The 24231-nt window shown below is 71.7% G+C and carries 21 protein-coding genes; 8 read left to right on the top strand and 13 right to left on the bottom strand.

The features are described from left to right. Positions 1-56: 56 nt before the first annotated feature. Complete coding sequence (locus tag AC5WAM_RS05285; protein ID WP_495521751.1) at positions 57-248, bottom strand: hypothetical protein; 192 nt, start codon at positions 246-248, stop codon at positions 57-59. Positions 249-449: 201 nt separating this feature from the next. Here AC5WAM_RS05285 and AC5WAM_RS05280 point away from each other — a divergent pair, with 201 nt between their 5' ends. Next, on the top strand, positions 450-869 hold the full coding sequence (locus AC5WAM_RS05280; protein WP_495521750.1) for a hypothetical protein: 420 nt from the start codon (positions 450-452) through the stop codon (positions 867-869). A gap of 197 nt (positions 870-1066) precedes the next feature. Here AC5WAM_RS05280 and exaC read toward each other — a convergent pair whose 3' ends face one another. The 5 genes from exaC to xylB form a co-directional block, all read right to left on the bottom strand. Further along, on the bottom strand, positions 1067-2590 hold the full coding sequence (gene exaC, locus AC5WAM_RS05275; protein WP_138963850.1) for an acetaldehyde dehydrogenase ExaC: 1524 nt from the start codon (positions 2588-2590) through the stop codon (positions 1067-1069). A gap of 141 nt (positions 2591-2731) precedes the next feature. After that, positions 2732-4009, bottom strand: coding sequence for a GAF domain-containing protein (locus AC5WAM_RS05270; protein ID WP_495521749.1), 1278 nt, complete (start codon positions 4007-4009; stop codon positions 2732-2734). Positions 4010-4125: 116 nt separating this feature from the next. Continuing rightward, positions 4126-4665: an N-acetylmuramoyl-L-alanine amidase gene (locus AC5WAM_RS05265; protein ID WP_495521748.1), complete on the bottom strand. Its 540-nt coding sequence runs from the start codon at positions 4663-4665 to the stop codon at positions 4126-4128. 1244 nt (positions 4666-5909) lie between these two features. Continuing rightward, a complete protein-coding gene (locus AC5WAM_RS05260; RefSeq protein WP_495521747.1) occupies positions 5910-7109 on the bottom strand; it encodes an ROK family protein in 1200 nt (399 codons plus the stop codon). Then, positions 7106-8557, bottom strand: a complete 1452-nt coding sequence (gene xylB, locus AC5WAM_RS05255) for a xylulokinase (RefSeq protein ID WP_495521746.1) — start codon at positions 8555-8557, stop codon at positions 7106-7108. Before xylB ends, AC5WAM_RS05260 begins: the two co-directional genes overlap by 4 nt. A gap of 253 nt (positions 8558-8810) precedes the next feature. On the opposite strand from xylB, the gene xylA reads away from it, so the two are divergent. Further along, positions 8811-9977, top strand: a complete 1167-nt coding sequence (gene xylA, locus AC5WAM_RS05250; protein WP_495521745.1) for a xylose isomerase — start codon at positions 8811-8813, stop codon at positions 9975-9977. A gap of 323 nt (positions 9978-10300) precedes the next feature. Next, the gene (locus AC5WAM_RS05245) at positions 10301-10603 is read left to right on the top strand and encodes a hypothetical protein (protein WP_138963862.1); all 303 of its coding nucleotides are present in this window, start codon (positions 10301-10303) and stop codon (positions 10601-10603) included. 27 nt (positions 10604-10630) lie between these two features. Here the strand turns inward: AC5WAM_RS05245 and AC5WAM_RS05240 are convergent, their stop codons facing one another. The 3 genes from AC5WAM_RS05240 to AC5WAM_RS05230 form a co-directional block, all read right to left on the bottom strand. Beyond that, on the bottom strand, positions 10631-11989 hold the full coding sequence (locus AC5WAM_RS05240; RefSeq protein ID WP_495521744.1) for an esterase-like activity of phytase family protein: 1359 nt from the start codon (positions 11987-11989) through the stop codon (positions 10631-10633). A 525-nt stretch (positions 11990-12514) separates the two neighbouring features. Beyond that, positions 12515-13882, bottom strand: coding sequence for an SWIM zinc finger family protein (locus tag AC5WAM_RS05235; protein WP_495521743.1), 1368 nt, complete (start codon positions 13880-13882; stop codon positions 12515-12517). After that, positions 13879-16749, bottom strand: coding sequence for an SCO1167/SCO6262 family helicase (locus AC5WAM_RS05230; RefSeq protein WP_495521742.1), 2871 nt, complete (start codon positions 16747-16749; stop codon positions 13879-13881). The genes AC5WAM_RS05235 and AC5WAM_RS05230 overlap by 4 nt, the downstream gene beginning before the upstream one ends. Positions 16750-16999: 250 nt before the next feature. On the opposite strand from AC5WAM_RS05230, the gene AC5WAM_RS05225 reads away from it, so the two are divergent. Continuing rightward, on the top strand, positions 17000-18055 hold the full coding sequence (locus AC5WAM_RS05225) for an acyl-CoA desaturase (protein ID WP_495521741.1): 1056 nt from the start codon (positions 17000-17002) through the stop codon (positions 18053-18055). Positions 18056-18242: 187 nt separating this feature from the next. Further along, positions 18243-18425 (top strand): tail-anchor membrane protein, encoded by a 183-nt coding sequence (locus AC5WAM_RS05220; RefSeq protein ID WP_495521740.1) that lies wholly within the window; start codon positions 18243-18245, stop codon positions 18423-18425. 43 nt (positions 18426-18468) lie between these two features. Here AC5WAM_RS05220 and AC5WAM_RS05215 read toward each other — a convergent pair whose 3' ends face one another. Both AC5WAM_RS05215 and AC5WAM_RS05210 read right to left on the bottom strand, forming a co-directional pair. Further along, positions 18469-19320 (bottom strand): hypothetical protein, encoded by an 852-nt coding sequence (locus AC5WAM_RS05215; RefSeq protein ID WP_495521739.1) that lies wholly within the window; start codon positions 19318-19320, stop codon positions 18469-18471. Between the two features lie 479 nt (positions 19321-19799). Continuing rightward, complete coding sequence (locus tag AC5WAM_RS05210) at positions 19800-20075, bottom strand: hypothetical protein (RefSeq protein WP_366789542.1); 276 nt, start codon at positions 20073-20075, stop codon at positions 19800-19802. Positions 20076-20172: 97 nt separating this feature from the next. Between AC5WAM_RS05210 and AC5WAM_RS05205 the strand changes: the two genes are divergently transcribed. After that, complete coding sequence (locus AC5WAM_RS05205; RefSeq protein ID WP_495521738.1) at positions 20173-21078, top strand: oxygenase MpaB family protein; 906 nt, start codon at positions 20173-20175, stop codon at positions 21076-21078. On the opposite strand, the gene AC5WAM_RS05200 is transcribed toward AC5WAM_RS05205, so the two are convergent. Beyond that, on the bottom strand, positions 21067-21588 hold the full coding sequence (locus AC5WAM_RS05200) for a PadR family transcriptional regulator (RefSeq protein ID WP_495521737.1): 522 nt from the start codon (positions 21586-21588) through the stop codon (positions 21067-21069). The two genes, AC5WAM_RS05205 and AC5WAM_RS05200, sit on opposite strands and share 12 nt — an antisense overlap. Positions 21589-21747: 159 nt before the next feature. Here AC5WAM_RS05200 and AC5WAM_RS05195 point away from each other — a divergent pair, with 159 nt between their 5' ends. Beyond that, positions 21748-22503, top strand: a complete 756-nt coding sequence (locus tag AC5WAM_RS05195) for an alpha/beta fold hydrolase (RefSeq protein ID WP_495523504.1) — start codon at positions 21748-21750, stop codon at positions 22501-22503. Positions 22504-22561: 58 nt separating this feature from the next. Here the strand turns inward: AC5WAM_RS05195 and AC5WAM_RS05190 are convergent, their stop codons facing one another. Next, a complete protein-coding gene (locus AC5WAM_RS05190; RefSeq protein ID WP_495521736.1) occupies positions 22562-23161 on the bottom strand; it encodes a class I SAM-dependent methyltransferase in 600 nt (199 codons plus the stop codon). A gap of 267 nt (positions 23162-23428) precedes the next feature. Between AC5WAM_RS05190 and AC5WAM_RS05185 the strand changes: the two genes are divergently transcribed. Then, entirely contained in the window at positions 23429-24202 is a 774-nt protein-coding gene (locus AC5WAM_RS05185) for an MHYT domain-containing protein (RefSeq protein WP_366789546.1), read from the top strand. Positions 24203-24231 lie beyond the last annotated feature (29 nt).

The following is a 24231-nucleotide window of genomic DNA, read 5'->3' as shown; positions in this document are numbered from 1 at the left end:
GGGTGCCTATGCCGCCGCGCGATGAGCGTCTGTAGGTAGTGCTCCTCGGCGAACAGCTACACGCTCGTGTAGAACGTCATCGCCAGCGGTCCGTTTGCGTCGAGCACCTCGCGTGAACGGTCGGCCACCGCGCCCGTCGCCGACTCCCAGTCCGTGGGCCGCAGTTGGCCGTCGACCCGCATCAAGGGTTCGGTGAGGCGGTCCGGGGGGTGGTCGGCCTGCCAGCTGGCCTCCACCCGGTCGGCCACGTCCCCTCCTATGGACGAGATCTGGTACGTACGGCGGGGCGCCGAGTACCCGGCCGTACGTAGTCGATCCGCGATCGCGGCGGTGCCGGGGAGTGGGAGGCATGGGGAGTGGCACCGGCCCGTGCGGGATGCGCGCGGAGTGGCTCCGCCAACCGGTTGCACCAGCCCTTCGGCCTGCGTCTTCAAGTTGGCGGAGGCTCGGTGCACGAGGTGCACTTCCTGAAGCGTCGCGCAGCCGCCGCGACCCGGCCGGTGCCCATCCCGCCGCCCTTCGTGCGCATACTCCTCGCGCACATCGAACGATTCGGGGTGGCTCCGGACGGTCGGCTGTGCCGGGATCAGGCAGGCAACTGCGTGGATGCTGCCGCGTACGGCACACCATGGGCGCGGGCCCGCACCTGCCTCTTGACCCGAGTGGAACTCACCTCCGGGCCGGCCGAGCGGCCCTACGATCTCCGGCACGCCGGAATCTCGTTCTGGCTGTACTCCGGTGTGGAGCCGGCCGAATGCGTTCGCCGCACGGGCCAGAGCATCGAGGTCCTCTTCCGCCACTACGCCAAGTTCCTGGATGGCGTCCGGGAGCAGGCCAACCGGCTCATCGAGCAGCCGAGGCAGGCGTGAACCTGTGTCAGCCAGGGAGCGTTGCCGTCGGGGTGAGTCGGGTTTTGGTCCGCCACTGGTCCGGAACAGCTGGTCGGAAGCGGGACAGCAGGGGGAGAAAATGGGAGTTACAACACAAATCAACCCCTGTGCTGACCCGGTCGAGAAGAAGGCGCCTGACGGGCAAAGGCCCAGGTCAGGCGCCTTCTCTTGTGTCTCTAGAAGAAGCCGAGCTTCTTCGGCGAGTACGACACCAGGAGGTTCTTGGTCTGCTGGTAGTGCTCCAGCATCATCTTGTGCGTCTCGCGGCCGATGCCGGACTGCTTGTAGCCGCCGAAGGCGGCGTGTGCCGGGTAGGCGTGGTAGCAGTTGGTCCATACGCGGCCCGCCTGGATCGAACGCCCGGCGCGGTACGCGGTGTTGATGTCCCGCGTCCACACCCCCGCACCGAGGCCGTACAGGGTGTCGTTGGCGATCTTGATGGCGTCGTCGAAGTCGTTGAACGACGCGACCGAGACGACCGGGCCGAAGATCTCCTCCTGGAAGATCCGCATCCGGTTGTCGCCCTCGAAGATCGTCGGCTGTACGTACCAGCCGCCCGCCAACTCGCCGTCGTACTCGATGCGCTGGCCGCCGGTGAGGATCTTCGCGCCCTCCTGCTGGCCGATGTCCAGATAGGAGAGGATCTTCTCCAACTGGTCGTTGGAGGCCTGGGCGCCGATCATCGTGTCCGTGTCCAGGGGGTGGCCCGGCTTGATCAGCTCGGTGCGGGCGACCGCCGCCTCCAGGAACTCGCTGTAGTTCCCGCGCTGGACGAGCGCCCGCGAGGGACAGGTGCAGACCTCGCCCTGGTTGAGCGCGAACATGGTGAAGCCTTCGAGGGCCTTGTCGCGGAAGTCGTCGTCGGCCGCCCAGACGTCGTCGAAGAAGATGTTCGGGCTCTTGCCGCCGAGCTCCAGCGTGACCGGCTTGATGTTCTCCGAGGCGTACTGCATGATCAGCCGCCCCGTCGTGGTCTCGCCCGTGAACGCGACCTTGGCCACCCGCGGGCTGGACGCCAGCGGTTTGCCCGCCTCGACGCCGAAGCCGTTGACCACGTTCACCACACCCGGCGGCAGCAGGTCGCTCACCAGGCTCAGCCACACGTGGATCGACGCCGGGGTCTGCTCGGCGGGCTTGAGCACCACGGCGTTCCCGGCCGCGAGCGCGGGCGCCAGCTTCCACGTCGCCATCAGGATCGGGAAGTTCCACGGAATGATCTGCGCCACCACCCCGAGCGGCTCGTGGAAGTGGTACGCCACGGTGTCGTCGTCGACTTCGCTGAGCGTCCCCTCCTGCGCGCGGATCACCCCCGCGAAGTACCGGAAGTGGTCGATGGCCAGCGGAATGTCCGCCGCCAGCGTCTCCCGCACCGGCTTGCCGTTCTCCCAGCTCTCCGCCACCGCCAACTGCTCGAGGTTGGCCTCCATGCGGTCCGCGATCTGCCGCAGGACGGCCGCGCGCTCACCGGGGGACGTACGCCCCCACGCGGGCGCGGCGGCGTGCGCCGCGTCCAGCGCCCGCTCCACGTCCTCGGCCGTACCCCGGGCGATCTCCGTGAACGGCTGCCCGTTGACCGGGCTCGGGTTCTCGAAGTACTGCCCCCGCGCCGGCGGCACGTACTCGCCCCCGATGAAGTGGTCGTACCTGGCCTGATAGGACACGACCGCGCCCTCGGTACCGGGCGCCGCGTAACGGGCCATGTGACTGCCTCCCCGGACACGCTGCCCGCCGTTGGGCAGCTCTCGGCGGGAGCGTACGGAGGGCGAGGTTGCAAGTACGTTGCGTGCTGCCGCCCGCAGTGGCCGGGGCTCCAGTGGTGGAACGTACGCCGTGCCGCGGGCCTACGGTCGCAGTGTGCGGTCGAAGCCGTCCGCCGCGAACTCCTGGTCGAGGGACCGCACGCGGGCCACCACCGGTGGCGTCGGCCGCACCGCGGCCAGCGCCCGCCACACCTCCACGTCGTCCTCACCCCACGGCGCGTGCGCCCAGTCCGACAGGAGGTCCGGGTCCCCGCGGACGATCAGCGCCGCCCGCATCTGGTCCGCGAGCCGCCGCCGCAACCGCACCACCGCGGGCGCCTGGGCCCCCGGCAACAGCGGCCCCGCATAGACGGAGAACGCCGCCGTCACCGCCCCGCACCCCAGCCGCCGCTCCACCACGTCCACGTCCGACGTGACCGGCACCGCGAGGCGGTACGGCCGCGACCGCAGCACCTCAGGGCCGAGCACCTGCCGCAGCCGCGTCAGCTCCGCCCGCAACGTCACCGGCGTCACCGCCTGGTCCTCGTACAGCGCGCACAGCAGTTCGTCGCCGGTCAGGCCCTCGGGGTGCCGGGCCAGCAACACCATGATCTCGCTGTGCCGTCGGCTCAGGCGCCGCTTGCGTCCGCCCACGAGCACCAAGGCCTCGTCCCGGCCGAGCGCCGTCAGCTCCAAGGTGTCCGCGGGGTCCACCGCAGGTGCGAGCAAGGCCAGCTGGGACTCCGCAGCCCGCGCCACCGCCTGGACGAACGCCAGGCTGTGGGGGTGGGCGAGGCCGTCCCCACCGGTCACGTCGACGGCTCCGAGCAGCCGCCCGGTGCGGGGGTCGTGCACCGGTGCGGCCGCACACGTCCACGACTGGACCTCGCGGACGAAGTGCTCCGTGGCGAACACCTGCACCGGCCGGTCGACGGCCACAGCCGTCCCCGGCGCGTTGGTCCCCATCGCCGACTCCGCCCAGCGCGCGCCCGGCACGAAGTTCATCCGTCCCGCCTGCGTCCGGGTCGTGGTGTGCCCCTCGACCCACAGCAGCCTGCCGTGCGCGTCGCACACCGCGAGCAGGTGTTCGCCGTCCTTGGCGAAGCCTCCCATCAACTCCCGGAACAGCGGCATCACCCGTGACAGCGGATGCTCCGCCCGATAGGCGCCCAGATCCCCGGCCGTCAGCTCCACCGACGCCCCGGTGCCCGCGGGGCTGACCCGGGCCCGTGCCGAACGACGCCACGAGTCGGCCACCGCGGAGCGCACCGGACGGGCGACGGTCCCCGCCGCGGTGAACCGCTCATGGGCCCGACGGATCGTGCGCACCCGCTCGGCGGGGTCGGCGCCGGGCTCGAGGGCCACCCATGGATCGGTCAAGTCGGCCTCCGGACAGTGATGACGGCGATGACAGCGGTGCGGCGCTGCCATCGTCACCCCGGGAACAGAAGCCGACAAGCGCCCGCGCGCCCCCGCTGGCCGGTCTTTCCCGGCCGTCAGGCGGAGTTGACCAAGCGGATGTAGCGCGACCAGTCCCAGTAGCGTCCGGGATCCGTGTGATCGGTGCCGGGGACCTCGACGTGGCCGATGATGTGCTGGCGGTCCTTCGGGATGGCGTACTTGCCGCAGATCGCCGCGGTGAGGAGGGCGGACTGCTCGTACATCGCGTCGGTGAAGTACTCCGGTTGATCCACCCATCCTTCGTGCTCGATGCCGATGCTGCGCGTGTTGTAGGTCCAGTTGCCCGCGTGCCAGGCGACGTTCCGCTCGCTGACGCACTGTGCGATGTGCCCGTCCGCCGAGCGGACCACGTAGTGCGCGGACACCTTCTTCGCCGGGTTCTTGAAGATGGCCAGCGTGTCGGCATACGTCTCCTGGGTGACGTGTACGACGACGTAGGTGATGGGATAGCTGCTGGGGCGGTTGGAGGCGGTGTAGTTCGAGGAGCTGGCCGGGACCCACTCGACGGGCGGGTAGGCGGCCTGGCGCCGCGTCTTCGCCACGGCGTGCGGGGACGTCAGCAGGGCCGAAGGCACGGCGGCGAGTGCCGCGCCCTGGAGGATGCGGCGCCTGCTGGGCTGGAGTCTCGCCGGGCGTGGCGCCGGTGGTCGAGTGCTGTCGCCCGGCGCGTCCGGCGTCTGGTGCGCAGCTCGTTCACTTGCTTGATCCATGGCTGTTCTGCCTCTCGGTGGGGGGAGCGGCTGGACTGCGCGGTGTGCGCGTCTCAGGGTGCGTGGAGGGCCGGATCCTGCAGGCAGAGCTTCATATCTCGTGGCGCGCGGTATGACGGCGATGGCGCGGCCGCTCCTCGCGGAGCTTCGCCACGCACGTGTGGTGCGTGTGGGGATCGTTCGCCACGGTCGTTCGCACAGTGTGAGCGGCGTGCTGGGGCACGTCCAGATTGCTGAAGTCGAAATCTCGTGCGGGTTGTTGTGGGAGGTCGCGTTCGGTGAGCGGGTCGGGTGCGGCGCTCGGAATGAAAGGGGCGTGCGCAGTGCGTGCGAGGTGCGGATCGGGCGCGGTTCCGGGAGCTGTGGGGGTGAGGCGCGGTGCGCCGCGTCGTGGCCAGGCGTTCCGGTCCGGCCCGGGGCGGATGCCGAGCAGAGGCGGGGTGCTCATCGGGTGGTGCTCCGCTCTGGGCCGTGTGGGTGCAAGTCGTGCGTACGGTCGGTGTGGGGCGTGCGGTGGATCCGGTTCGTGCGGTGGACCCGGTTCATGCGGTGGACCCGGTTCATGCGGTGGATCCGGTTCATGCGGTGGATCCGGTTCATGCGGCGGGCCCGCGCGCGCCGTCGCGGGCACGAGGGTGACACTTCCAGCCAGGCCTTTGCGGAGCTGACGCGCCGCTCCCGGCTTGATTTCCCCTGACGTGTGACACCCCGTCGTGCGCAACCGCGAGGTGGGAAACCCCGACGGGCGCGCCCTCGGCATGCGAAGTCCGGACATGCGAATCCCCCGATCATCGTGGCCTCGCCCCGCCGTCCGCGGAGCGCTCGGCTCACGTGAATCACCGTACGGCCGTTGGAGATTGAGGTGGAAGTGCCCGCAGCGCATCTGTGTACGGTGCGGTGGCTGTGGAAAACCTGACCACTCGTGTGGGTGACAGGGGAACGGAGGCTCGCCCCACGCCTGGGCGGAGCATGCCGGGGAGGGCAGGGGGCAACGCTGCGCCGGGACATTCCGTGCCGGGGATGTGCCGGGGACGTGCCGGACCGGCCCGGCAGGGGACGCTCGGAGGGCCTGGACCGGCCGGGCCTCGCCTGGCCGGATCCAGTGGGAGTTAGGCCACCCCCGCCGGATCGTCGAGCACCGCCCGCACCACAGCGTGCGCCGCCCCCAGCAGCGGCCCTTCCGAGCCGAGGCGAGAGACGGCGACGGCACAACCCGGGCCTGTGGTGCGCTGCCCCAACTCGCCTTCCAAACAGGGCAGCAGCCACGGCGCCAGACGGGACAGGGCGCCGCCGAGCACGATCGTCCGCGGGTCGAGGAGATTGACGGCGCCGGTCAGGGCGATCCCCAGCGCGGTCCCGGCGTCGCGCAGCGCCCCGAGAACCTCTTCGTCGCCGGCGACGGCGCGTTCGACGAGCAGGCTGAGGCGGTCCGGTCCCGGTGGCAGCCCCGCGGCGCGCAGCACCGCTTCCTCACCCGCGTACCGCTCCAGACACCCGCGTCCGCCGCACGCGCACCGCGGCCCGTCGGGGCGGATCGGCACGTGCCCCAGCTCGCCCGCGAAGCCACGGCTGCCGCGCAGCAGCATTCCGTCGACCACGAGCGCCGCGCCGATGCCGATCTCCGCGGAGACGTGCAGAAAGTCGTCCGGCACGTCATCGCCGACCCACAGCTCCGCCAGGGCGCCGAAGTTGGCTTCGTTGTCGACGGTCAGGGGCAGCTCCGACGCCAAGAGCGGGCCGATGTCCGTGTGGTGCCAGTCGAGGTTGGGGGCACGCACGACCGTCTGGCTGTCGCGGGCGACCAGGCCGGGCACCGCGACGGCCAGACCTGCCGGACGCAGCCCTTCGCGCTCGGCGTCCTGAGTGACCCCGCGGATCAGGGAGGCGAGGTCCGCGAGCACGGGCTCGGGCGCACGTCCCCGGTTGCCGACCCGTCGCTGCGCACGCGCGCGTACGTCGCCGCGCAGGTCGACCGCGCACACGGAGAGATGGTCGACGCCCACCTCCGCTCCGATGCCGACGGGTCCTCGCGCGCTGACGGCGAGTGCGGAACCGGGGCGGCCCACCCTGCCGGGCCGCTCGGGGCCCAACTCCTCCAGGAGCTCCGAGCGGACCAGTTCGTCCACCAGCGTGGACACGGCTGCTCGCGTCAGGCCGATTCGGGAAGCCACGGAAGCACGCGACAGCGGGCCGTGTGCGGCGACCGTGTGCATCACGCGCGCGAGATTGCGGCGACGCATGCCCTGCTGGGTGTCGGGCAGCCGGGCTCCGGACGTCCCGGGGTGCGTCGTGCGGGGTGGTGCGCTCATGCTGTGGCGTCCCCTTCCAGCAGCGGTGCCGCGTCGCGGAGCACGTCCGCGATCCTGGAGAGTGCTGCCTCGTCCCGGTCCACGGCGTCGAACACCTGCCCGCGCGCGGTGTTCCAGCGGCGTGCGACCGCCGCCGGGTCCTCGCCCGTCAGTAGCCCTGCCGCCTGCGCGGCGGCGCCGAGCGCGACGAGCTCACGGGCTTCGGGAATCTGTACGGGGCGGCCGGACAGGCGCCGTACGGTCTGTTGCCACGCGGTGCCCCGTGCTCCGCCGCCGATGAGGAGCAGTGGCTGCGAGCGGTCCGCGTCCGCGTCGAGGATGGCGTCCAGAGCGCCCAGGAGCGCGTGGACCGCCCCGTCGTAGGCCGCCTGCAGGATCTGGCCCGGTGTCGTGTCGTGGCGCAGCCCCTGCAGTAGGCCCGCGGCGTGCGGCAGGTCCGGGGTCCGCTCGCCGTCGAGGTAGGGGAGCAGGGTGACGGACCCACCGGACTGCACGGCGTCGCGATCCAGGCTCAGGAGGGCGGCCACGCGGTCGACGGCCAAGGTGCAGTTGAGCGTGCAGGCGAGCGGCAGCCAGGCGCCGCGCGCGTCGGCGAATCCGGCGACCGTGCCCGTCGGATCCGTACTGCGCTGCTCCGAGGCCGCGTACACCGTGCCGGATGTGCCGAGGCTGAGCACGGGGATGCCGGGGCGCAGACCGAGGCCCAGGGCGGCCGCCGCGTTGTCGCCGGTGCCGGGCGCCACCAGTGTGCCTGGGGAGAAGGGCAGTTCACCGCTGCCGCGCACGGTGCCGACGACCTCCCCGGGGAGTGCCACGCGGGGCAGTGCCGCGGGGTCGAGGCCCACGAGGCCGAGGATGTCCTCGTCGTACGACTCGGTGGCGGACGCCCACCAGCCCGTGCCGGAGACGTCGCCCCGGTCCGTGGTGCCGGAACCGGTGAGGCGCTGTGTGAGGTAGTCGTGGGGGAGCCGTACGGCGGTGGTCGCGCGGGCCGACGCCGGCTCGTGCTCGGCGAGCCAGGCCCACTTGGTGACGGTGAAGGACGGCCCGGGGACGCTGCCGACGCGGTCGGCCCACGCCTTGGCGCCGCCCAGTTCCTCGACGAGTCGCCGGGCCTGGGGTGCGGAGCGCACGTCGTTCCAGAGCAGCGCGGGGCGCACGGGCCTGCCGCGCTCGTCGAGCGTGACGAGGCCGTGCTGCTGTCCGGCGACCGACACGGCGGCGGCCTCGCGCGCGTAGGTGCCGCACTGGCGCAGCGCGTCGCCCAGGGCGCTGAACCACTGCTCCGGATCGCTCTCCCGCCGCGAGCCCGAGGTGACCGTGTGCGGTGCCTGACCGCCGGCGACGACCCGCCCTGTGGCCGCGTCGACGACCAGGACCTTGGTGGACTGCGTGGAACTGTCCACACCGACGACAAGGGGACCCTCGGCTGCTGGCGCTGACGACATCGGCTTCTCCGTTTCCGCTGCTCTGCGCTTCTCGGGAGTGCCGGGCACTCGCCCGGCACACGACCGTCCCACCGGGATGTACCCACCGGGCTGTACCCACGGGATGTGCCCACCCCCGGGAGGTGCTTCTGCCCCGAGGGCGTGCCCGCCCAGAGATACCCGATGTGGGCCTCGGCCTTCTCAGCGGCGCGTGAGGATACTAATTTGTCAATCGCCATGACGAAATAGCCCCGGAGCCGTCGAGGAGCCACACATGAGCTACCAGCCCACCCCGGAGGACAAGTTCAGCTTCGGTCTGTGGACCGTCGGCTGGCAGGGCCGGGACCCCTTCGGCGAGGCCACCAGGGCGCCGCTCGACCCGGCCGACGCGGTACGCCGCCTCGCGGAAATCGGGGCCTACGGAGTGACGTTCCACGACGACGACCTCATCCCGTTCGGCGCCTCCGAGGCGGACCGCGCCACCCGTGTCAAGCGTTTCCGCGCGGCCCTGGACGACACCGGACTCGTCGTCCCGATGGCGACCACCAACCTGTTCACGCACCCCGTCTTCAAGGACGGCGCGTTCACGGCGAACGACCGGGACGTCCGCAGATACGCGCTGCGCAAGACGATCCGGAACATCGACCTCGCCGTCGAACTCGGCGCGCGCACCTACGTCGCCTGGGGCGGGCGGGAAGGCGCCGAGTCCGGCGCGGCCAAGGACGTACGCGCCGCGCTCGACCGGCTGAAGGAGGCCTTCGACCTGCTCGGCGCCTATGTGACCGAGCAGGGGTACGACCTGCGCTTCGCGATCGAGCCCAAGCCGAACGAGCCGCGCGGCGACATCCTGCTGCCCACCGTGGGACACGCCCTCGCGTTCATCGAGCGCCTGGAGAGGCCCGAACTGTACGGCGTGAACCCCGAAGTGGGCCACGAGCAGATGGCGGGCCTGAACTTCCCGCACGGCATCGCGCAGGCCCTGTGGGCGGGCAAGCTCTTCCACATCGACCTCAACGGCCAGAACGGCATCAAGTACGACCAGGACCTGAGGTTCGGCGCGGGAGACCTGCGCAGCGCCTTCTGGTTGGTCGACCTCCTGGAGAGAGGCGATTACGACGGGCCGCGCCACTTCGACTTCAAGCCGCCGCGCACCGAGGACGACGCGGGCGTGTGGGAGTCCGCCGCGGGCTGCATGCGCAACTACCTGATCCTGCGTGAGCGTGCGACGGCCTTCCGCGCCGACCCAGAGGTACACCAGGCGCTGCGTGACGCGCGTCTGCACGAACTGGCGAAGCCCACGGCTGACGACGGCCTGGCGGGGCTGCTCGCCGACCGCGGCGCCTACGAGGAGTTCGACGTGGCAGCGGCGGCCGCGCGCGGGATGGCCTTCGAACGGCTCGACCAGCTGGCCATGGACCACCTGCTGGGAGCGCGGGGCTGACGGCCGGCCCACAAGGGTGTGGGGTGCCGGAACTGTCTGTTCCGTAGCCCGTGTGTGTATCAACTCCCGCGCAGGGGTCGCGTCATAACCGGTTCGAGGTGTCTCTTTGCGGTATGACCATGCCGCCGGTACCGCCGCCTCCTCGTCCGCCCGGTGACGTCCCTCCTGGAGGCGGTGGCTTCGGCCCGCCTTCCGGGGGTGGCGGTTTCGGGCCTCCGGGCGGCTTCGGCTCGCCGCCCGGAGGGTACGGGCCCCCTCCCGGAGGCGGCGGGTGGCAGCCGCCGCCCGAGGGGAGACCGCCCGGGCGGCGCAACGGCCTGTTCATGCTGCTCGCCGCGCTCGTGGCGGTCGGGGTGATCGTCGTCGTGGTCCTCGTCGCCACCGGAAGTGACGACTCCCCTGACGACAAGCGGCCTTCGGAGAGCACCAAGAGCAGCGAGACCCGCCCCACACCCTCCTTGAGCATCCCGACACAGCTCCCTACACGCCTGCCGAGCGACTTCCCCAGCCAGCTCCCCACGGGCCTGCCCACGGAGCTGCCCAGCGACTTCCCGACGCTGCCCACCGGGCTGCCGAGCGACCTCGAGTCGCTCCTGCAGACACCTGCGGGCAACGAAGTGCCGTAAAGGCCCCGCCGTTCCGAGCCAGGGCGGCTACAAGGCTCGGGGGAGCCGCACGTACGTCACGGAGGTCTCCACACCGCTGTCGACGAGGCGGCCGTTCTTGTCGAACGCCTCCGGGCCGTCCGTCATCCCGAAGTCGTTGTCATTGATGAGGGCCAGCGTGCGGCGGTCGACCAGGGCCACCCCTTCGATCTTGCCGGGCACCCCCTTGAGGGTGCCGAGGTCCACGGTCAGGCGCTTGCGCAGCACCGGTACACCCGCGGCCCGGGGGTCGTCGAGCTGCTCCAGAGAGGGGCGCGTCGCGGCGTTGTCCCACTTCTTGCCGAGGATGTTCGCACGCCGGTCCAGGCGCACGAGCTGCAACCGGGCCGCCTTGTCGGTGCGCTCCTCCACGAGCAGGCGATCGCGGCCGACGGCCACGAGGGAGGAGATCTTCAGCTCGGAGGTGTCGTCCTCCCCGGGGTCCACGACACCCACCGGGTCGAAGCGGTACGCGTACTCGGCCGTGACCGCCTGCTTGCCCGGGGAGAAGCGGAGCAGCCGGACCGTGCGCGAGCCTTCTCCCGCTTCCTGGTCCGGCAGCGACAGCGGGCTCTGCACGGCCATCACCAGGTCGCCGCCCGGCAGCTGCGTGAGCCCTTCGAAGCCGCGGTTGACCTTCCGGTGCAGCAGCACTCCCGGCAGCGCCTCGACGACCGGATAGTCCGCGCCGCGCAGCTTCAGCCCCTGGGGGACGTAGCGCTTGATGACCTTCCCGCGCGCGGAGACGTGCACCAGCGACGGGCCGTACTCGTCGACCAGCCAGAAGCTGCCGTCCGCGGCGCGGACGATGCCCTCGGTGTCCAGGCCGTTCGGGTCGTAGGCGAGCGGCTTGGCGGCGTTGTAGGAGTACGGGGCCTCGTCGCGCCCCTCCTGGTTGGGCAGCCCGGTGACCGGCTTCCCGGCGCGTGTGGTGATCGGCAGGGCGTCGATGACCTTCACCGAGCGGCCGGACACCCGGATCTTCACGATCGCCGGGTCGAAGCCGGGCACGGGGAAGGTCCGGCGCTTCTTGCCGTCGACCTTGATCTGCCCGTTCGGCCCCCGGTCGGTGACCGTCCAGAACTCGCCCTTGCGACCCGCCGGGTAGATGTCGCTGCCTATGCCGCCGAGATCGACACCACGGTCGTTGCGCACCGTGCCGGGCAGCAGACGGTTGCTGAATGCGCCTAGAGGGATGTCGCCCAGCGTGGCCTGGGAGGTGACGCGTGCGGCACCTCCCTGGTGCCCGGAGTCGGCGGGGGCGCCGAGGGCGGTGCCGCTGACCGCGAGAGCGGTGAGCAGGGCGAGCGGCACGCCGACAGCGGTGGATCGACGAACACGGCGCTGACCGGCGACGGGCGCGGACATCGGGGCCTCCTGGGGCACGAGATCGGTAACGGCGCCACCTTCAGCGGCCCTCACGAACGCCAGGTGTCGTGAGGGTGAACCATCAGGAGTCCTGTGGATGAATCACGTGCTGTTCGTGCAGATCACGTCTTGAAGCCCGCGCCTTGAAGCCCGCGTCACGAAGCCTGTGTCCTGAGGCCCGCGTCCTGAGTCTTGTGTTCTCAGGGCCGACGCCGTGTCCGGTGTGCCGCCCGGGGCCTGGCGCCCGCGACGCGCCGACGGCGCCTCCCGCGAGGGGCAGGAGGCGCCGTCGGACATCACCAGCCGATCAACAGCGGCGGGACACCTACCTCGTCATCCCCTTTCGTCTGGATCCGCTCGGCTGCACCGGCGTCTCCACAGTCCTCGACGTCGTGACCTTGCTCAATCCCTGACCGGGGCGAGTGCGCGACCCGGTGTTCCCGGCGCACACGGCCCACCCCGTGGATACGCCGGTGTCGCCGTACACGTTTCAGCCAGCCGAGCCGACACCTCGGACCGGAGAGGTCACTCGCCGCCGGTCGCCACAGCCAGGGCGGTCGCCGGGTCGTGGGCCGCCGGTCCCGCGGGTATCCAGCGACCGCGCTCCTTGCGGTACGGCCACCAGCGGCCGTCGTGCCCCTGACGGAGCTGGGCGTCGGCGCCGACGACCGTCCAGTGGTTGCGCGCGGCCCGCAGCGTCGGCCGCTCGTCCTCGTCCCACGCCGCGTCGAGTGCGGCACGCGCGCGTGCCAGGGCCTCGCCCTCCGGAGCCCACTCCTCCTCAAGGACGGCGAGTGCGGCCCGCCCGCCGTACTCCCAAGCCCGTACGGCCCGCGCGAGCCCGTCGCTGTCCCTGCCGGAGCCGTCCGCGAGCCGGGCGGCGATCGCCGCGGGCGCGGCCGTCGCAAGACGTACGGCGTCCTCGGCGAGCGCCAACTCGGCCTCGACGGCCAGCGTTTCGTGCCCGGGCGAGAGGGCCTCGGCCAGCAGCCGGTGCGCCTCGGCCGCCGTGCGGGCCGCGAGGAACGCGAGCGCCGGTACGTCGACGCCGGGCGCCGGCTCCGTTTCCGTGTCGAGGGACGGCGGCAGACCCGGCTCCGCGGGCAGCGGAGGCAGTGCGGGCAGCGGAGGCAGGATCAGCCCGTCCGCGTAGGCCTGGGCGGCGTCCACGCCCTCCTGGACGGTGTCGGTGGACTCCGCCCGAGAAGGTTCTTCGAGGTCCATGTGCGCGACGCTGCGGACCTGTAGCTCGTCGAGGAGCTCACGCTCGCCGCGGCCCCGCATCAGGAGCAGGACGAAGGGATCCTCGTCGAGCAGCCGCGCCACTTGGTAGCAGAGCGCGGCCGTGTGGCCGCAGTGGTCCCACGCCTCGCAGTCGCACTCGGGCTCCAGGTCGCCGATGCCGGGCAGGAGGTCGACGCCCGCTGCTGCCGCGTCCTCCACCAGATGGGGCGGCATGTCCCGGTCGAGCAGCGCGGCGATGTGCCCGGCCCGCTCGACGGCCATGTCCAGGAAGCGGTCCCACTCCTGCGGGCTCAGCCGCTGCAGGAGGACGTCCGAGCGGCGCGGGGTGCCGTCCTTGTCCTGGACGACCGCCGTGATGCGGCCGGGGCGCACGGAGACCGCGCCCACGGCTCCCGCGCGCGCCAGCCTGCGGCCCGTCTTGAGCTGCGCGGTGTCCAGAGCCGTGTCCTCCAGGGCCTGGAGCCAGGCGAGACCCCACCACGTCCGGGCGAAGCCCCGCCCGTGCGCGGGCGGCAGGGCAGCGAAGGTCCGCTCGCCGTCGCCCGCCGCCGACCCGCCGTCGTACGTCGTCAAATGGTCGCTCCCGTCGTTGTCGCCCATGCCGCCCGCGTGCGCCCCTCGGGGCGCCTCGTCGTACGCGTCGCTCATCGTGCGCCCCCTCGCAGCTCCACCAGGTCGGTCAGCTCGGCGTCGGTCAGCTCGGTCAGGGCCGCCTCGCCGGAGCCCAGGACGGCGTCGGCCAACTCGCGCTTGCGCAGCAGCATCTCGGCGATGCGGTCCTCGATGGTCCCCTCCGCGATCAGACGGTGCACCTGGACGGGCTGCGTCTGCCCGATGCGGTAGGCGCGGTCGGTGGCCTGCGCTTCGACGGCCGGGTTCCACCAGCGGTCGTAGTGCACGACGTGCTCGGCCCGCGTGAGGTTCAGACCGGTGCCAGCCGCCTTCAACGACAGCAAGAAGACGGGCACTTCGCCGTCCTGGAAGCGCTGCACCATCGCCTCGCGTTCGGCGACGGGGGTACCGCCGTGCAGGAACTGCGTGGGGACGCCGCGCGCCGCCAGGTGCTGTTCGATGAGCCGGGCCATCTGCACGTACTGGGTGAACACGAGCACGCTCGCGTCCTCCGCCAGGATCGTGTCGAGCAGCTCGTCCAGGAGCTCCAGCTTCCCCGAGCGGCCGGTGAGGCGCGGAGCGTCCTCCTTGAGGTACTGCGCGGGGTGGTTGCAGATCTGCTTCAGGCCGGTGAACAGCTTGACGATCAAACCCCGGCGGGCGAAGCCGTCCGCTCCGGAGATCTCCGCGAGCGCCTCGCGCACCACCGCTTCGTAGAGGCCGGTCTGTTCGGTGCTGAGCGACACCGCGCGGTCGGTCTCCGTCTTGGGCGGCAGCTCCGGGGCGATGCCCGGGTCGGACTTGCGGCGGCGCAGCAGGAAGGGGCGCACCAGCTTGGCGAGCCGCTCGGCTGCGGCCGGGTCCGTACCGCCCTCGACGGCCTGGGCGTAGCGGGTGCGGAACGTGCTGAGCTTGCCGAGCAGCCCCGGGGTCGTCCAGTCGAGGATCGCCCACAGCTCGGAGAGGTTGTTCTCCACCGGGGTGCCGGTGAGTGCCACGCGCGCGCGTGCCCCGATGGCGCGCAGCTGCTTGGCCGTCGCGGAGTAGGGGTTCTTGACGTGCTGGGCCTCGTCGGCGACCACCAGGCCCCAGTCGACCGCGTCGAGCAGCTCCGCGTCGAGGCGCATCGTCCCGTAGGTGGTCAGGACGAACTCGCCGTCGGCGAGGTCCTCCAGACCGCGCTGGGCACCGTGGAAACGGCGCACCGCCGTGCCGGGCGCGAACTTCTGGATCTCCCGCTGCCAGTTGCCCATCAAGGACGTCGGGCACACGACCAGGGTGGGGCCCGTCGTGGTCTCGTCGCTCTGGCGGTGAAGATGCAGCGAGATCAGGGTGATGGTCTTGCCGAGGCCCATGTCGTCGGCGAGGCAGCCGCCGAGTCCCAAAGAGGTCATCCGGGCCAGCCAGTTGAGGCCGCGCAGCTGGTAGTCGCGCAGTTCGGCGGCGAGCGCGGCGGGCTGTCCGACGGGCTCCATGCCCTCCGGGTCCGCGAGGCGCTCGCGAAGCGTCGCGAGCCATCCGGTCGGCTGCACGTCGACGCGACGGCCGTCCACGTCCGTGGTGCCCGTCAGAGCGGCGCTCAGCGCGTCGATGGGCGTGACCTTGCGGTCCTGCTGTGCGAGGGCCCGGCGCGCCTCCTCGGGGTCGATGAGCACCCACTGGTCGCGCAGCCGGACCACGGGCCGGTTGGACTCCGCGAGCCGGTCGAGCTCCTCGCGGCTCAACTCCTGCTCACCCAGGGCGAAGCGCCAGTTGAAGGCGAGCAGCGCGTCCGCGGAGAGGTAGGACGGCGTGTCCGACGTCAGCTTGTCGGGGCCCTGCGGGGCCTCGCTGTCGGACGGGCCGATCACGGCGCGGGCGGTGAGGCTGCGCGCGAGTTCCCTCGGCCAGTGCACGTCGACGCCCGCCACGGCGAGCACGCGCGCGCCCTCGCCGAGCAGAGCGGTGACCTCTTCGTCGGCCAGCTCGATGGCATCGGGGACCGACGCCTGGAGCAGCGGGCCGAGCGGTGCCCACGCGCGCGTGGCCCGCCGCAGGGCCAGGAGCGCGTCCATGCGCGCACGCGGACCGAAAGCCTCCGCCGCGGCGCCGGAGCCGGACCACACCTCCGCGGCGTCGGCGACGAGCGAGGGGTCGCTGACGCTGTGGATCTGGACCACGGCCCGGAACGGCAGCCGGGTCTCCTGAGAGGCCTCGGCAAGGAGACCGGGAACCTCCACGCGCAGCGAGATCCGCACGCCCGCGTCGTGCCCGGCCGCGACGTCCATGGCCCAGGAGCGCTGCTCCGGCACGTGCTGGGGCTCGGGCGCGGCGAAGGCCCGGTGGCCCGCGGCCGGAACGGCGGCGGGGGAGCGGGGCAGCGTGTCGGCGACCGCGTCCAGGAACTGGCGCAGCAACCGCTCCGGCGCGGGCAGCCGCGGCGGCACGGCACCGTCGAGCGGGACCGTGTGCGCCGCGGGCGGCATCGCGGCGGCGAGCTCCCGCAGCCGCTCCAGGTCCCCGGTGCCGAGCGGGCCCGCACGCCAGGCGTCGTGGTCGCTGTCGGTCAGGCCGGGCAGCAGCAGCCCCCGGGCAGCCAGTTGCAGCGCGAGCACGGCCGCGGTGCCCCAGAAGGCGGCCGTGGGATGAGCCCCGGAGGCAGCCCGTACCCGGGTCAGGACGGGCAGCGCGACCCGTACCGGGAGCAGCACCGCCGGGACGTCGTGCAGACGGACACCGTCGTCGTCCGGCAACGCGACGGTCAGGTCCTGGACAGTGCCCGCGGCCGGGGTGGGCGGAGCGTCGCCGTCCACGTGCCAGAAGGCGACGTGTCCGGTCCGCCCGGGGTCACCGGGCACGAACACGACGGAGCACTGGGAGAGTTCTGAGATCTCGGAGGGAGTGACAGCGGGGAGCCTGTGCACAGCGATGGCGCATTCCTCAAATTTGACTAATGAGACCGGAGCGGCCGAGAGTACAACACGTTTCCGGCCGACCGGACCTTGTTCGACGGTGATCCTCATCACTCTCCGTGGCAGGGGTGTACCCAGCACCCCTCCGGCCCCCTGCTGGCACCCCTCCCGATACGGGTGGTGGCGCCATGGTCGCCAACGGTCACTGATTCGTACGTTTTCTCAGGTCAGCCCGTCCTCGTGGAAGCCGGAGAACCGACCCATGCCCCAGGCAAGCACAGTCCTCGCGGACCGCCCCGCGCGTGCGCCCCGGCAGTCGCCCGCCGGAAGTGACTTCGCTCCGCTGCTGCGCACCGTCAAGTCTCAGGGGCTCCTGGAGCGGCGCACCGGATGGTACGCCCGCACCATGATCGTCAACGCCGCGGCACTGGCGGCGGTGGCGGTGGGTCTGTTCGCCGTGGGCCACACCTGGTGGGTCCTGCTGCTGGCCCCCGTCCTGTCCGTGCTGTGCGTCCGCACCGCGTTCATCGGCCACGACGCCGGGCACTCCCAGATAACCGGCAACCGCACCGCCGCCCGGCTCATCGGGCTCTTCCACGGCAACCTCCTGCTGGGCATGAGCGTGAGCTGGTGGAACGACAAGCACAACCGTCACCACGCCAACCCCAACCACATCGAGAAGGACCCTGACGTCGCCGCCGACGTCCTGGTGTTCACCAGCAAGCAGGCCAGGGTCCGCGTCGGCTTCCGGCGCTGGCTCACCCGTCATCAGGCCTGGCTGTTCTTCCCGCTCACCCTGCTTCAGGGCATCGCCATGAAGGTGTACGGCTTCCGCGACCTGCGCCGCCAGAGCCCGCGCGGGCGCGTGGTGGAAGGGGCCCTCCTGGTGGCTCACCTCGTGGGCTACGGGGCCCTCCTCCTGGCCGCGATGCCTCTGGGACACGCACTCGCGTTCGCCGCCCTCCACCAAGCCCTGTTCGGCCTGCACCTGGGCATGGCCTTCGCGCCCAACCACAAGGGCATGGAGATGCCCGACCCGGACGGCGAGCGCTGGGGGCACCTCCAGCGGCAGGTGCTCACCTCCCGGAACATCCGCGGCGGCGAGGTCACCGACTGGTTCCTCGGCGGCCTCAACTACCAGATCGAGCACCACCTCTTCCCGAGCATGCCGCGTCCGCATCTGCGGCTCGCCCGGCCGATGGTCCGCGCGCACTGCCATGCTGTGGGTATGCCTTACGCAGAGACCGGCCTGATCGATTCCTACCGGCAGGTGCTCCGCCACATGTACGAGGTGGGAGAGCCGCTCAGGGCCGAGTGACGCCGAGGGTGCCGAGGAGCCCCCGAGGCGCGACTCGGGGGTGCCAAGGGGCCCCTGAGGCATGACTCGGGGTTCTCTCGGGGTCGCACCTCAGGGATCGGTCAGGGTCGCGTCCTGGAACTCGGCGCGGGGCCGATCCCGTTTCTCAGGGCAGAGAGCGGCAACAGCCGCGAAGGAGGCGACGGACATGTCGAAGAAAGCGAAGATCGCCGCAGGAGGCGTGGCGGTAGGGCTCTTCCTGCTGATCTGGCTGCCCTGGTGGGCCGCCTTCCTGATCGTGATCGGCGTTCCGGCGGTGGCCTATCTGACACTCGACCCCTCACAGCGGCGCCGGCTGCGCCGCGTCAGCCGCAAGGAGCTCGGCCGCTGAGCGGAGGCGGCCGGGCAGTCGCCGCCCTCGGGAACCACCTCTCCTAGGAGGGGCGCACCGCCATCCTGTCGAGCGCCGCGAGGAGCCCGGGAAGCTCTGGACCGCGACCCACCGGAAGCACCTCGCCCGGCTCCTCGTCGAGCAGGACGAACGCGATGTCGTCGGTCCTGGCGACCATGGACCAGCCGGGACCGTCGGCTCGCAAGGTGCGGGCCTCCCCGGAGGCGAAGGACGAGCGGACCCGGCCCAGGGGCGGCGGGGTCTCCACATAGGCGCGTACTTCGGCGAGGACGCGGCGTACGCCCGTCAGCGGCTCGGCGTGCGTGGCCCCGGAGGCGGCCGACCGGGAGCCGTCCTGGGGCGGCTCGACCCCGGCCTTGCTGTCCGTCGCGAAGTCGGCGTCGTCGATCTGCGCGCGCCAGGCCGCCCACTGCAGAGCGATCTCGTCGGCGCCGAGACGTCGCTGCGCGGGCCCCCACGCATCCGACCCCGGTGGCGACAAGGGAGCGCGGTGGGGCCGGTCGGGCTCGGGTTCCGGGTCGTGCGGCGCGGGCACGCCCGGGGCGGACACGGCCACCGCGAGCGGCCAGCCCGGCAGCGCCGCGACCACGGTGCGCTCGTCCGGCGACAGGTCGTACTCCATGCCGCAGTCCCAGGCGGCGATCGCGACGGCAACGAGCGAGACGTCGTCGGTCACGACCGTCCACCGTGCGCCGGAGCCGTCCTGGCCGAGCACCAAGCCGTATCCGGCGGCCACCGGCGGCAGGCCGAGAGCCGCACACGCCTCCGGATAGTCGTCCCCGAGCACACTGGGGAACTTCGCGGGCGTCAGCAGGACGGCCGTGAGCACGTAGAGCGCCTCGTCATCCGCGGCGACGGCGTCCGTTCCGGCCATGCAGGCCTCCCCATCAGTGCCCACTTATTACTCCGACGGCGCACCATAACCACTGGCCCCAGGCGTCGTCGAGGGGCGGTGACCAGGAAAATTCGCTCGTGCGCCGATGAGCGAGGCCTCTACGCTGCGTGTCATGTCCCGTGTCAGTTCGCACTTCGTGTGTCTCGCGTGCCGCGTGTCGTACAAGAAACCGGCCGACCACGCGCGCGTGCGTCATGACGTCTGCCCGCGCTGCGGTGACCCGCTGGTCGACGCGGGCTCCGCGCTCGCCGTGCCCAAGCGCCGGGACCTCGCCGCCTGGCGTGCCCTGTCAGCGCTTCTGAGGGCGGGCGTGCGCTTCCGCCAGGACTGCTGCGGATGGGGCCCTGGTTACCGGCCCCGCACACCGCGCGAGGTCCGTGAACGGCTCGCCCATGCCGCCGAGACCGGCGTTCCGCTCGGGACGGCGCTCGTCTGCCCCGATCCCACCCACACCGACGTCACGCGGCGGGCAGGCCGAGGAGCGTACGCGCCACGGCGCTCGGCGACTCGTCGTGTTCCCGGGCGAGAGCGATGACCGCCCGGCAGGCCAGTTCGTTCACTCCGAAGGACAGCGCTTCGGGCGAGACCCAGCCCGCAGCCTTGTCGATCTGCTCCTGGTCGTCCTCGGCGCAGGCCGCCACGTAGACAGCGGCGGCTTCGAAGAGGTTGTGGGCGCGCTTGTCGTCCTCCGGCGCCGCGTCGACCCTCCAGAGCTTGCGGATCCTGTTGAACATTCAGGTCACCTTCCCCCGTATGGGCCCGCGACTGGGTGCTCATCCTCCGTACTCCAAAGTAAAGTTGAAGCCTCGGCGGAAGAAGGGGATCCGTGCGGTGAAGCGCTACGAGCGGCTCCAGCAGATCCGGCGTCTCGACCCGGAGAAGGACTTCCTGGAGATCTACCGACTGTCCGCGGCCTACGAGTTCCCCTGGGACCACACGCGCGCGCTGGAGCTGGCGCTGTACCGCACGTATGCGGTGCCGAGCATCGGCGCCCTCCTGGCCGAGACGGCGGAGTTCGCCACCCGTGCGCAGAAGCGGTACGACGACACGGCACTGCTCCTCGACGCGGTCATCGAGCACGGCTTCGACAGCGACGAGGGGCGCACGGCGATCCGCCGCATCAATCAGATGCACCGCAGCTACGACATCAGCAATGACGACATGCGCTACGTGCTGTGTACGTTCGTCGTGATGCCCAAACGGTGGATCGACGCCTACGGATGGCGTCGGCTGTCGCGGCACGAGACGGCCGCGTCAGCGGTGTACTACCGCACGCTGGGTCAGCACATGGGCATCAAGGAGATCCCCGGTTCCTACGAAGAGTTCGCCCAGTTCCTCGATGCCTACGAAGAGGCGCACTTCGGATGGGACGCAGGGGCGCGCGGCGTCGCCGACGCGACCTTGGGGCTGATGGTGTCCTGGTACCCGCGCCCGTTGGCGCCCGTCCTGCGCGCGGCGACCCTGGCCCTGCTCGACGAGCCGCTGCTGCGGGCCTTCGGCTACGAACGGCCCTCCGTTCTGACGCGCGCCGTGACCCGGCGCGCGGTGCGGCTGCGCGGCCGTGCGGTCCGCCTCCTGCCGCCGCGCACGGCCCCGCACTACGGACGGCAGAACTGGGAGGTGAAGGGCTATCCCGACGGCTATCGGCCCGGCGAGCTCGGCACCTGGCCGGTGCCCGGTGTGCGCGGCTGTCCGGTGCGGCACACCAGGGTGTCCGCGGCGGGCTCAGCCGAGTGACGCGAGGATCTTGCGCAGCCAGGTGAGCTCGGCGCGGCTCGTGGCCCGCGCGATGGTGAGGATGCCCTGCCGAAACGGGTCGTCCAGTTCTTCCGCGCGCAGCGGGCGGTCGCCGTCGTAGAAGAAGCTGGCGGGCTCCTGGAGGAAGGCGAGACGCTGCCGCAACACCGCGGCCTGGGCGTCCGGGTCCTCCAGGTGCCGCAGGAAAGCGAGCACCGTGAACCAGCGGTTCTCGTCGGTGATGTCCGTCCGCGCGGGCTCGGCCAGGCGGCGGCGCAGTTCGCTCCTGCCGTCCGCGGTGAGGCTCAGGACGTGGCGCGGCGCGGCCACCGCGCCGGGCTGGGTCTCACGGGCCAGCAGCCCCGCCTTCTCGAGCCGCTTGATGGCCGGGTACAGCGTGCTCTCCGCGACCGGGCGGACGTGTCCCGTCAGGGCGGTGATGCGCTTGCGCAGCTCGTAGCCGTGCAGCGGGCGTTCGTACAGGAATCCAAGGATGGCGAGCTCCAGCATGCCCGCATTCTGCCGCATCCACGGAGTACATCGGTGTCGTAGTACTTCGAGGCCGATGTATTGTGTGCTGAACGCCGGACGAAGGCCCGGAACGCGACAGGCGGACGCGGGACACGGCAGGCGGCGGAACGAACCATTCAGGGGGAGCGGAACATGACGATGCGAGGCGCGCGGTTCGACACGGAGGGCAGCCTGATCCGCTGGACGGAATGCGAGGGCGAAGACCCCGCGCGCGTGTACGTGCACGGACTCGGGGCCGCGTCGGCGCCCTATCACGCGCACCTCGCCGCCCGGCCCGAACTGGCGGGACGCAGATCGCTGTTCGTGGACCTGCCCGGTCATGGCCTGAGCGACCGCCCCACCGGCTTCGGCTACACCCTGGAAGACCATGCGGAGGCCCTCGCGGCGGCGCTGGACGAGGCGGACGTGCGCGACGCGGAGATCGTCGCGCACAGCATGGGCGGCTCCGTGGCCATCGTGCTGGCCCACCGCAGGGCCGACCTGGTGGCACGCCTCGTCCTCACGGAGGCCAACCTCGACCCGTACCCGCCGAAGACCGCGGGAAGCAGCGGAATCGCGGACTACGAAGAGGACGCCTTCGTCACCGAGGGTCACGCGCGCGTACTGGAGAGGGTCGGTCCGGGGTGGGCCGCGACCATGCGCCTCACCGATCCGCGTGCCCTGCACCGCAGCGCCACGGGGCTCGTGCGCGGGACGAGCCCTACGATGCGCGCGATGCTGATGGCCCTCTCCGTAGAGCGTGTCTACGTGCAGGGCGCGCTGAGCGGTGACGTCCCGGGCGGAGACGACTTGGAGGCCTCCGGCGTCCGGGTCGTCACCGTGCCGGACGCCGGGCACAACGTCATGCTGGACAACCCGGCCGCCTTCGCCGCGGTACTCACGGGACACTCCTGAACGACGCCCCCACGAACCCCACGAGCCCCCACGAACCCCCGCGAATCCGCGCGGAGCGTCAGTCCTGGCGCAGGGCCAGGGCGAGGAAGCGCGTGTCCTCGTCGACGTACGACGTCATCCGCCAGCCCGAGCCGGCAAGCAGCGGACGGAGGTTGCCCTCGGCACGCAGGTCGTCCGGAGTGATCTGGCGGCCCTGGCGAGCTGCCAGGGCCGCGCGCCCGACGGGGTGGTACAGCGCGAGCACCCCTCCCGGGCGCACCACCCGTGCCAGCTCCCGCAGGTTCTCGGCCGGGTCGGGCAGATGCGCGATGAGGCCCGCACCGAACACGGCATCCAGCGCCTGCGCCCGCACGGGCAGCCGCGCCACGTCCGCGAGCAGGAGCTGCCCGCACGACTGCCTGCCCGCCCGTACGGCGGCCTCCAGCATGGCCGGAGTGAGATCGGCCCCCAGAACCGTCCCCGAGGGCCCCACAGCGTCCCTCAGTGCGGGCAGGGCGCGGCCCGTGCCGCATCCGGCGTCCAGGACCCGGGCGCCCGGGGCCAGGCCCAGTTCGGCCACGGCGGCGCGGTAGGCGGGGCCGTCGTCGGGGAAGCGGCTGTCCCAGTCGGCAGCGCGCGCTGCGAAGAACTCTTGGACACGTGTGTGGTCGTCGCTCATGGGCTCATGATCCAGCATGCCTCGGCAGCGGCACAGGACATGCTGTGCTCTTACAAAGATCATGTTTGCTGAGGTCTGTGCCGCACGGCGCCGCTGACGCTCGAGCACCGTGCCGGTTCCGTCGACCCGGTGCCTCCTCAAGGGGGAACCGGGGCGCGCACGTTCGACCGTGGCGCGATCGTTCAGGGACATCTCCGCACCAGATAGCAGTAGCTTTCGAAATGCGCCCCCGCCGTGCGCCCCCCGCGGGTCTAGCGTCCCTGGGCCATGGGACACCTGGACCACGCCACCTTCGGCTGGCTGACGCCCGTGCTGTCGTACGTGATGGCGTGCGTCGGCGCCGCGCTCGGTCTGCAGTGCACCGTGCGCGCCCTGGGCACCACGGGACGCTCGCGGCGCAACTGGCTCCTCACCGCGGCCTCGGCAATCGGCACCGGCATCTGGACGATGCACTTCGTCGCGATGCTCGGATTCGGAGTCAGCGGTACGCAGATCCGCTACGACGTGCCGCTGACGCTCCTGAGCCTGCTCGTCGCCATGGCCGTCGTCGGCGCCGGGGTCTTCGCCGTCGGCTACGGCAGCGACCGAGGGCGCTCGCTCGCCCTCGGGGGCCTCACCACGGGGCTCGGCGTCGCGAGCATGCACTACCTGGGCATGGCCGCGCTGCGCCTGCACGGCGACGTCGGCTACGACCCGGCCGTCGTCGCCCTCTCCGTAGTGATCGCCGTCGTCGCGGCGACCGCCGCGCTCTGGGCGGCGCTGAACATCAAGTCGACGCTCGCGGTGGCCGTCGCCTCGCTCGTCATGGGCGGCGCGGTGAGCAGCATGCACTACACCGGCATGCTCGCCGTGAGCGTACGTGTCACCCCCTCCGGGGCGGCACTGCCCGGGGCCACGACGATGCAGTTCATCTTCCCCTTCGCCGTGGGCCTGGGCTCCTATCTGTTCCTGACCTCGGCGTTCGTCGCCCTGTCCCCGAGCGCGGGCGAGCGTGCGGCCTCCGCGTCGGCTCAACGCCCCGTCGGACGCACCGCTCCGTAACGGCGTCCACGACCCGGTCACGAGCGGGC

The organism is Streptomyces sp. JLYT201 (assembly GCF_059448825.1).
The sequence above is the reverse complement of the archived record's forward strand: the minus strand, read 5'-3'. Positions and strand labels throughout refer to the sequence as shown.